Raw genomic sequence first — 8935 nt, 5'->3', positions numbered from 1 at the left:
ATTTGGAGATGTTCCAATTCCCAATCAAAATCCCAGAAATCATTTTCGGCTCCAATCTCGCATTTTTTCTCGTCTCATACCCTGATTCAGCAACGCCAAGTCCTCACTACCAACGATTTTTTATGACTGTATGATGAACACTTCTCAACCTTCATTAACTAAAACCGAATTAAGACGATCGCTCCTGAACACCCGCAAATCCCTATCAGCACCAGAATGGAGACAAAAGAGCGAGATCCTTTGCAACCACCTGCACAACTCGCCCCTATTTACCGAAGCAAAAACAATCCTCGCCTACTTTAGCTTTCGCCAAGAACCAGATTTAAGTCCCCTATTTACATCTTCTGTGGAGCCGGCATCTTGCCTGCTCAATTCTGGAGACAGGCAAGATGCCTGTCCCACAAATGCCATTCCCACCCCTAAAAAATGGGGATTTCCCCGCTGTGTCGGCAAACAGTTGTCCTGGCACATCTGGCAGCCCGGAGATGCTTTACATACTGGAGCTTATGGCATCCTAGAACCGCTGCCTGATGCTCCGAAAATAGACCGCTCAGAAGTAGATTTAATCCTCGTACCCGCTGTAGGTTGCGATGTTCGCGGCTATCGCTTGGGCTACGGCGGCGGCTATTACGATCGAATGCTCAGTTTAACTGAGTGGGAATCAAAAATTGCGATCGGCACAATCTTTGAATTTGCCTTCCTAGCCCAGCTACCAGTAGACTCCTGGGACAAAGCGCTGCACGGAGTTTGCACCGAAAGCGGGTTAGAAATGATACAGGAAAAATCCCAAAGGTCGATCGAGCAATAAATTTTCAGTAATTATCCCTAGATTCGTGTTTATATGTATCCTACTGAAAGTCCTATTTAATCTAAAATCCAAAATCTAAAATCTAAAATATTATGGCCCAGCGCTACGTTCGAGTTAAAACAACACAAGGACACATCCATTACGGTTTGCTGCAACTTAGCCGCAGCGTTCAAGTATTTGATGCACCTCCCTGGTTAAAAGGACAACCAACTGATTTGGAACTTGCACCAGATAGTTACCAAATTCTCGCCCCGTGCTCTCCCTCAAAAATTGTAGCCGTCGGCAAAAATTATGTCGATCACGCCGCCGAGATGGGAACTCCAGTACCCGAAGAACCGCTGCTGTTTTTCAAGCCTCCCAGCGCTGTCATCGCAGCAGGTGGAGCAATTCGCTATCCGCAGCAGTCGGAAAGGGTAGACTACGAAGGAGAATTGGCCTTGGTGATTGGCGAACATTGTACCAACTGCACTCCCGAACAAGCACACAGCAAAATTTGGGGCTATACGATCGCCAACGACGTAACAGCCCGAGATTTGCAAAAGCGAGACAACCAGTGGGCGAGGGCTAAAGGGTTCGATACGTTTTGTCCCTTGGGGCCTTGGATTGTCCGCGAATTGAGTCCTGCTGCACAGTTGCAGACTTTTGTCAATGGGAGCGATCGACCGATACAGTCATCTCAGATCGATCGCATGGTATTTTCCCCAGACTTTCTCGTCTCCTACATCAGTCAAATCATGACCCTAAATCCCGGCGATGTGATACTGACTGGAACGCCCCAAGGAGTTGGGCCGCTGCAAATAGGCGATCGAGTCCGCATTGAAATTGAAGGCATCGGCAGTCTTGAAAATATCGTAGTTATTGGTTATTAGTTATTAGTTATTGGTTATTGGTTATTGGTTATTGGTTATTGGTTATTAGGTTTGATCCGAATAAATAACAAATAACAACCAACAAATAACAACCAACAAATAACAACCAACAAATAACCAATAACTACTTACTAACGTACCTGCATATAAACAGCGTCCGAAATGGGAGGAATCTCTGCATAGCGTCCCAAAGCCGATTGAACCACTGCATAGAAAAATGCAGCTAAAGCGCCTAAAAACACCATATTATACAGAGTCTCTGCAATAAATGCGACTTGGAAGCCTTTTGCAAAAATTGGCAAAACCAAACCGCAGAGCATCAAAACAATGTCTAAAAGAATCGCCTGCATCGCATTAAAACGAATGAAGTGACTGATGTTTTCGTTTCTAACTACTCCTAAATACAGGGCAAAGAAAATAACCAAGCTAGCAAAGGGCAAACTATAAATTTGCATCAATGGAGATAGCGGTATCAACAACAGTTGCAGGACAGGAAACTGTGTAAACAGAAACCTACCAAAGGCAAGCCCGTCAATCAGCGGTAGCAAGTAAGGCAAAGAAGCAAAAATCCGGTCTGGAACAGTCGTAGATCCGCGCCAAGTCATAATGAACTCTCCTGAGTCGATCGATAAACTATCAATTCGCATTAAATTCAGGATAACGCAGCAGCAGGCAAGCGTTCCGACTCGCCCGGAATTTGCCCACACGAGCAAGCCGAGTAGATTCATGGGTACTTATATCAAGTCGGGTTCAATAGTCACCATTCCCGATGCCCCATTCCCGATGCCCCATCCCTCCGCTTCGCTTCGCCCAATTCCCTGTTTGCCCAATTCCCGATGCCCGATGATTATTTAATATTGGCAATGACGAAGCCCATTTGACACTCGTATCGATCGGGCAAATTTTCCGTAGGTTTGGCAACTGGATGACCGCAGCGAAGCTCTCCACCGCTCCAGCGCGGTTGGCCAGTGCGATCGGCGAGCACACAACTTTGGCAAACACACTGAGGGGCAAGCATCTGATTTTCCATTAGAATGACTAACATTTGATACCTCCGGCAGGTTCCACACCAGTAATTTCATTGTATGTCAGGAATTTGGGACAAACGGCTTAACCTGAACACAACGTAATATTTATGTCAATGGTGCGAAATCCGTAGTATGGTACAAGATCCCCAATTCCCAATCCCCAAATTTCTGAAGAGGTTGATTATTGTGACCAAGAATTTCTTGATGGTACAAGCCCCCGGATCGAGCCGTGGAATCAATCCTTGCATCTAAAATCTCAAATCCTCTCTTCCCCCGACTTGAGCCGTGGGGTCAATCCAAAATCCAAAATCTAAAATCTAAAATCGAATGACGGACACTAACTTAGACTTCCTTTCCAAAACCGATCTGCTAATTGCCGATTTAATCGGGCAAGAACTCCAGCGGCAGCGAGATCACTTAGAACTGATCGCCAGCGAAAACTTTACCTCCGCAGCCGTAATGGCAGCTCAAGGCTCAGTGCTGACCAATAAATACGCCGAAGGGCTGCCAGCGAAACGCTATTACGGCGGCTGCGAATTTATTGACGGCATCGAGCAAATCGCGATCGATCGCGCTAAAGAGCTCTTTGGCGCAGCCCACGCCAACGTCCAGCCCCACTCCGGCGCTCAAGCCAACTTTGCAGTATTTTTGAGCTTGCTAGAGCCAGGGGACGGAATTATGGGCATGGATTTGTCCCACGGCGGACACTTGACCCACGGTTCGCCGGTTAATGTATCCGGTAAATGGTTTAAAGCTTTTCACTACGGCGTCAACAAAGAAACTGAACAGCTCGACTACGACGAAATTTTGGCACAGGCTAAAGCAAACCGACCAAAATTGCTGATTTGCGGCTATTCGGCATATTCGCGAATTATCAACTTTGAAAAGTTTAGAGCGATCGCCGACGAAATTGGAGCTTACCTGCTCGCCGACATCGCCCACATTGCCGGATTAGTCGCCACAGGCCATCATCCCAGCCCCCTCGCCCACTGTCACGCAGTCACCACCACCACTCACAAAACCCTGCGCGGCCCCCGTGGCGGCTTGATTTTGACCAATGACCCCGAACTGGGCAAAAAGTTCGACAAATCAGTATTTCCCGGCACTCAAGGCGGCCCCTTAGAGCACGTGATTGCGGGCAAAGCTGTAGCTTTCGGCGAAGCATTAAAACCGGAATTTAAAACTTATTCCGGTCAAGTAATTGAAAATGCGCGGGCTTTAGCTGCACAGTTGCAGCAGCGGGGTTTAAAACTCGTTTCCGGCGGCACCGACAATCACTTAATGCTAGTAGATTTGCGATCGGCAAACATGACAGGCAAGCGAGCCGACCAATTAGTCAGCGGTGTGAATATTACTGCTAATAAAAATACGGTGCCTTTCGATCCAGCATCGCCCTTTGTCACCAGCGGTTTGAGACTCGGTTCGCCCGCGATGACGACAAGAGGAATGGGAACAGCAGAATTTACCGAGATTGGTAATATTATTGCCGATCGACTGCTAAATCCAGATGATGAAAGCGTCGCCGCCGAATGTCGGCGCCGAGTAGCCGCACTGTGCGATCGCTTCCCGTTATACCCGCACTTGTTCTTGAAAGTGCCGGCATTAGCTTAATTTTCCTGATCGGCAATGGGGAATTGGTAGTTGGAAGTGTACGGTTCAGTTGACAGTTGACAGTTGACAGTTGACAGTTGACCGAAGGAGAGCGACCTCTACCTAGAAGGAATAGGATGGGAGTAATGAATAGTCTGATTTTAATTTCTCCCGATCAAGGAGAGGCTTTCAACCAATTCTTTCTGGTAAAAAGGTAAAAGAGCTACAAAAGATTGAGAGTTGTTCCTTGCGATCTTGACAAGCAGTTTTTATCGAAAATCTCGATCGCGAAAGGCAGTTTTTACTAAAAATATTTGTCGAGCGGCGCTGGTTTGATTAACGGTATTTGTCGATCGCGAAAGATACCGCTCAACTCAGCTCGCTTGGCAAGTATGGATATCGAAAAAGTCGATCAACATTGCGATTGAAAGACGATTAATTCGAGAGGAATCATTTAAAAACCTGACAATTCGCATCCTGGCAACTTCCACTCCGGCAAATCTCCGGCTCCCAAACCCCCAGTCGCTCTTAAAAATGTTTCCTGGTTACAAGCCATCTGAAATGTAGTAGACTCTGCCTGACAGTATAATTGCCCGCACTATTTAAAATTAATTTCAGATGCCGCACCAGTATCTGTATCATGTACTCGCTTTTCTGGTTTCTGCGAGCGTCGTCCTCTGGAGTACGCCAATAGTCAAAACCATTGGTCTCAAAAGCGGGCGAGTCGATCGGCCAGGCGAGCGAAAAGTCCACCAGCGCCCCATGGTACGCTTGGGAGGAGTCTCTATCTTTCTCGGCACTCTGATTGCCCTGTTATTTGTCTGGCTCTGTGGAGGCTTCATCGATGCTAGCGGACAAGTTCTCAATCCCAAAGACGAATACCAAGTTTGGGGAGTCACCCTCGGCGGCATCGGATTCTTCCTCATCGGTTTAGCAGACGACTTGTTTTCGCTCTCAGCCATCAAACGCTTGCTCATGCAAATTGGCGTATCCAGCATCGCTTGGTACGCGGGCGTACAAATTGAGTTTCTCACAGTTCCCTCCCTGGGACTGACGGATCTTGGCTGGCTGAGCTTGCCCATTACCGTGATTTGGCTCGTCGGTATGGCCAACGCCATTAACTGGATTGATGGTTTGGACGGTTTAGCAGCCGGAGTTTCGGGGATTGCAGCAGTTGTGATGCTGATTGTCAGTCTGTCGATGCACCAACCGGCGGCGGCCCTAATTGCAGCGGCTTTAGCTGGTGGCACCTTGGGATTTCTACGCTACAACTTCAATCCGGCTCAAATCTTTATGGGAGATGGCGGGGCTTATTTTATCGGGTTTACTCTCGCTGGAGTGGGAGTAATTGGGTTAGTTAAAACTACGGCTGTTACTTCTGTGTTACTGCCATATTTAATTTTAGCTGTACCGATTTTAGATATGTCGGCGGTGATTCTCGATCGGCTCCGTAACGGCAAATCGCCCTTTATTGCTGACAAACGCCACCTGCACCACCGACTCCTAGAAGCCGGACTATCCCATAGATTTGCGGTTTTATTTATTTACTCGCTGACACTTTGGGTAGGAAGTTTAGCCCTAGCTTTTTCAGTTCCAAGTGGCATAGTTTACGCTATGGGAGCTACAAGTTTGCTGGGATACGCTAGCTGGAAAGTTTGGAGGCACGCAAGATAGACAGTTGACAGTTGACAGTTGACAGTTGACAGTTGACAGTTGTTAGTTGTCAGTTGTTAGTTGTTAGTTGTTACTTGTTAGTAAGAATCACCAATCACCAATCATTAATGCCCAATGCCCAATGCCCAATGCCCTGCGCGGGCCTTCTTCCCAATGCCCAATGCCCAATGTCCAATGCCCAATGCCCAATAACCAATCTAAAATCCAAAATCTAAAATCTAAAATAGAATAATGGTTGCTGAAATTATTTGTGTTGGCACTGAATTGCTGTTAGGCGATATTCTTAATAGCAATGCCCAGTTTTTAGCGAAAGAATTAGCGAGTTTGGGCATCCCTCACTACTATCAAACAGTTGTGGGAGACAATCCAGAACGCATTAAACAGGTGATAGAAATAGCTATAGGTCGATCGCAACTTTTGGTCTTCACCGGAGGCCTCGGCCCCACACCAGACGACCTCACAGTCGAAACAATCGCCGATTATTTTGGTGTTCCCCTCATCGAAAGGCCGGAAATTATCGCCGATATCGAACAAAAATTTGCTCAGCGGGGACGCACCATGAGCAAGAGCAACCGCAAACAAGCTTTAATTCCCGAAGGTGCGGACATTCTATCAAACCGGACAGGTTCTGCACCGGGGATTATTTGGCAGCCGGTTCCCAATGTCACAGTGATGACATTTCCCGGGGTACCGGCGGAAATGCACTTGATGTGGCAAGAAATCGCCGTTCCTTACTTGAAAAATAACGGCTGGTGCAGTGCAACTATTTGCAGTCGCACGTTGAAATTTTGGGGAATTGCTGAGTCGGCACTCGCGGAAAAAGTAGATAATTTTCTGAATTTAACTAATCCTACTGTTGCTCCCTACGCCAATCACGGCGAAGTCAAACTGCGGATTTCGGCCCGCGCCCAGTCGGAAGCTGATGCTAAAAAGTTAATTGAGCCGATCGAACAACAGTTGCTACTGATTACTGACTTAGACTGTTACGGTGCCGATACCGATACCCTCGCCTCGACTGTCGGTAAATTGTTGCTGTTGGCTGGCGAAACTCTTAGTGTGGCTGAATCCTGCACGGGAGGAGGGTTGGGAGCGATGTTGACCAGTGTTGCCGGCAGTTCGAGGTACTTTTTGGGTGGAATTATTTCCTATGACGATCGGGTTAAGGAAGGATTATTAGGTGTTAATCCCCAAGATTTAGCCGAATTTGGCGCAGTCAGCCAGCAAGTCGCAAAACAAATGGCTGCGGGAGTGCGCGCCAGTCTCAACACCACTTGGGGATTGAGCATTACAGGCATCGCGGGCCCAGGAGGCGGCACGGATGCTAAACCTGTCGGACTGGTTTATATCGGTTTAGCGGGCCCCGACGGCGAGGCTGAAAGTTTTGAATACCGTTTCGGCTATGCCCGCACTCGCGATTGGATTAGAAATCTGAGTAGTTGTACGGCGCTCGATCGGCTCCGGCGTAAATTATTATTGGCAAAAGCGTAGAAAACCTCTAACACTTTGTCAATTGTCAATACTCATCCTTAAGCTTAAGCTTTATTTAATAATTGCAGTCCGAGATATTTCAGTAATTTTCCCCTTGCCTATTGATTATCTGTAAAGATTCGTTATGATAATAAGACAGGGCTGATTGGCAAATACACTGATTCTCTCCTTTGCTTAAAAGCGTTGCTCCCAACAACCAGCAAGCGAGAAAGCAAGTTTGACCTTTGGTTTCAAAGTCGTGCTTGCTTATTTTCAGGGATTTAGCCGTCGGTTTAGCTAGCTCGGCGGGAATCCCCACGACCTAATCTTTGATTTGGGGTGGGATGAAACCCAGGTTTGTGAAGGATAGAAGGTTAACCGATTCCGTAGGACTCTTAAATCTTCACAGCCTGAACAAACAATCCTTGATCTAGTGCAAAAACAGTGGGGCTGGACGTGTTCCTCACTATAAAACGCCGAGCGAGAGAAACATTTTGGAGTACCTCGAAGGAAGATCTCGATATCCTTAACAGGACTCAGATGCCTACGCTGTAATCTTTGATTCAGAGTAGGAGCGTCACCAATCTAGACTATAAAAAAAGGAGCTATCCGTTCAATGGAAGACATTGAAAAGGTGCTGGAACAAATTAAAGAATGGGTTCGCAAGCTGATAGAAGGACTGCTGAGTCCAGAAGCTCAACCGGAACTCGAACCGATTCCTATTCCAGTCAACCAACCCAGGCATCGCCGGTAGTCGGGACTAGATGTGAAATCTGAGGTTTGAGGTTTGAGGTTGAAGACTGGTTCTAAATCCCAAGTCAAAACTCTCAAAAATCTCATAAATTTTGTTGCGCTGGAATTTTTAAAATTGTTAAATATCCTGGTACTTCACGGCCCTAATCTGAATCTATTGGGTCAGCGAGAACCTGGAGTTTATGGTTCTGCGACTTTAAATGATATCAACAAGTTGCTAGAACGAGAAGCGCAAGCCCTCCAGGTGCAAGTCTCTATTCAGCAGTCGAATCATGAAGGGGTTTTGGTGGATGCAATTCACTCAATGTTAGGGCAGCACCAAGGCTTGTTGATTAATGCTGGAGCTTATACTCATACGAGTGTGGCAATTAGAGACGCGATCGCCGCTGTGAATATCCCTGCGGTGGAAGTTCATTTGAGCAATATTTACCGACGGGAAGCTTTTCGGCACCACTCGTATATCGCGGCGGTGGCGATCGGGCAAATCAGCGGTTTTGGCTCAGAAAGTTATCGGCTGGGGCTGCAAGCTCTAGTTAGTTATCTGATTAAAAATTAAAATTTCACCGATTTTCGAGATCGGATGAGGGCCGGTTTTAGATGGAAAACCAGCCCTTATATGTTTGGCTTGAATTCAAATTAATCAGAAGAATGGGTAATGGGTAATGGGTAATGGGTAATGGGTAATGGGTAATGGGTAATGGGTAATGGGTAATGGGTAATGGGTAATGGGTAATGGGTAATGGGTA

The 8935-nt window shown here is 46.9% G+C and carries 10 protein-coding genes; 8 read left to right on the top strand and 2 right to left on the bottom strand.

The window, feature by feature from the left end:
* Positions 1 to 133: 133 nt before the first annotated feature.
* Both JGK14_RS32770 and JGK14_RS32765 read left to right on the top strand, forming a co-directional pair.
* Positions 134 to 808: a 5-formyltetrahydrofolate cyclo-ligase gene (locus JGK14_RS32770; RefSeq protein ID WP_325315959.1), complete on the top strand. Its 675-nt coding sequence runs from the start codon at positions 134 to 136 to the stop codon at positions 806 to 808.
* Between the two features lie 92 nt (positions 809 to 900).
* A complete protein-coding gene (locus JGK14_RS32765) occupies positions 901 to 1677 on the top strand; it encodes a fumarylacetoacetate hydrolase family protein (protein WP_293193776.1) in 777 nt (258 codons plus the stop codon).
* 131 nt (positions 1678 to 1808) lie between these two features.
* Here JGK14_RS32765 and JGK14_RS32760 read toward each other — a convergent pair whose 3' ends face one another.
* Positions 1809 to 2282 (bottom strand): Tic20 family protein, encoded by a 474-nt coding sequence (locus tag JGK14_RS32760; RefSeq protein ID WP_293177999.1) that lies wholly within the window; start codon positions 2280 to 2282, stop codon positions 1809 to 1811.
* Position 2283: 1 nt separating this feature from the next.
* Between JGK14_RS32760 and JGK14_RS32755 the strand changes: the two genes are divergently transcribed.
* On the top strand, positions 2284 to 2532 hold the full coding sequence (locus tag JGK14_RS32755) for a hypothetical protein (RefSeq protein ID WP_293193774.1): 249 nt from the start codon (positions 2284 to 2286) through the stop codon (positions 2530 to 2532).
* Here JGK14_RS32755 and JGK14_RS32750 read toward each other — a convergent pair.
* Positions 2525 to 2722 carry a hypothetical protein gene (locus JGK14_RS32750; RefSeq protein ID WP_293133771.1) on the bottom strand — a complete coding sequence of 66 codons (198 nt, stop codon included), beginning with the start codon at positions 2720 to 2722 and terminating at the stop codon, positions 2525 to 2527. The two genes, JGK14_RS32755 and JGK14_RS32750, sit on opposite strands and share 8 nt — an antisense overlap.
* A gap of 310 nt (positions 2723 to 3032) precedes the next feature.
* Here JGK14_RS32750 and glyA point away from each other — a divergent pair, with 310 nt between their 5' ends.
* The 5 genes from glyA (at position 3033) to aroQ (ending at position 8745) form a co-directional block, all read left to right on the top strand.
* Positions 3033 to 4316, top strand: coding sequence for a serine hydroxymethyltransferase (gene glyA / locus JGK14_RS32745; RefSeq protein WP_293193772.1), 1284 nt, complete (start codon positions 3033 to 3035; stop codon positions 4314 to 4316).
* 597 nt (positions 4317 to 4913) lie between these two features.
* Complete coding sequence (locus JGK14_RS32740) at positions 4914 to 5969, top strand: glycosyltransferase family 4 protein (protein ID WP_293178008.1); 1056 nt, start codon at positions 4914 to 4916, stop codon at positions 5967 to 5969.
* Positions 5970 to 6200: 231 nt separating this feature from the next.
* The gene (locus JGK14_RS32735) at positions 6201 to 7457 is read left to right on the top strand and encodes a competence/damage-inducible protein A (RefSeq protein ID WP_325315958.1); all 1257 of its coding nucleotides are present in this window, start codon (positions 6201 to 6203) and stop codon (positions 7455 to 7457) included.
* A 595-nt stretch (positions 7458 to 8052) separates the two neighbouring features.
* Entirely contained in the window at positions 8053 to 8190 is a 138-nt protein-coding gene (locus tag JGK14_RS32730) for a hypothetical protein (RefSeq protein ID WP_293178014.1), read from the top strand.
* A 114-nt stretch (positions 8191 to 8304) separates the two neighbouring features.
* Positions 8305 to 8745 (top strand): type II 3-dehydroquinate dehydratase, encoded by a 441-nt coding sequence (aroQ, locus tag JGK14_RS32725; RefSeq protein WP_293146934.1) that lies wholly within the window; start codon positions 8305 to 8307, stop codon positions 8743 to 8745.
* Positions 8746 to 8935 lie beyond the last annotated feature (190 nt).

Origin of the sequence: Microcoleus sp. PH2017_28_MFU_U_A, from assembly GCF_020738035.1 — a bacterium.
Lineage (GTDB): Bacteria > Cyanobacteriota > Cyanobacteriia > Cyanobacteriales > Microcoleaceae > Microcoleus.
This window is presented reverse-complemented; position numbering and strand designations above follow the sequence as displayed.

Excerpts from the sequence above, each read along its gene's own strand:
- JGK14_RS32740 (WP_293178008.1), top strand. The coding sequence starts at position 4,914 with ATGCCGCACCAGTATCTGTATCATGTACTCGCTTTTCTGGTTTCTGCG.
- JGK14_RS32730 (WP_293178014.1), top strand. The coding sequence starts at position 8,053 with ATGGAAGACATTGAAAAGGTGCTGGAACAAATTAAAGAATGGGTTCGC.
- JGK14_RS32755 (WP_293193774.1), top strand. The coding sequence starts at position 2,284 with ATGAACTCTCCTGAGTCGATCGATAAACTATCAATTCGCATTAAATTC.
- JGK14_RS32770 (WP_325315959.1), top strand. The coding sequence starts at position 134 with ATGAACACTTCTCAACCTTCATTAACTAAAACCGAATTAAGACGATCG.
- JGK14_RS32765 (WP_293193776.1), top strand. The coding sequence starts at position 901 with ATGGCCCAGCGCTACGTTCGAGTTAAAACAACACAAGGACACATCCAT.
- JGK14_RS32760 (WP_293177999.1), bottom strand. The coding sequence starts at position 2,282 with ATGACTTGGCGCGGATCTACGACTGTTCCAGACCGGATTTTTGCTTCT.
- glyA (WP_293193772.1), top strand. The coding sequence starts at position 3,033 with ATGACGGACACTAACTTAGACTTCCTTTCCAAAACCGATCTGCTAATT.
- JGK14_RS32750 (WP_293133771.1), bottom strand. The coding sequence starts at position 2,722 with ATGTTAGTCATTCTAATGGAAAATCAGATGCTTGCCCCTCAGTGTGTT.
- JGK14_RS32735 (WP_325315958.1), top strand. The coding sequence starts at position 6,201 with ATGGTTGCTGAAATTATTTGTGTTGGCACTGAATTGCTGTTAGGCGAT.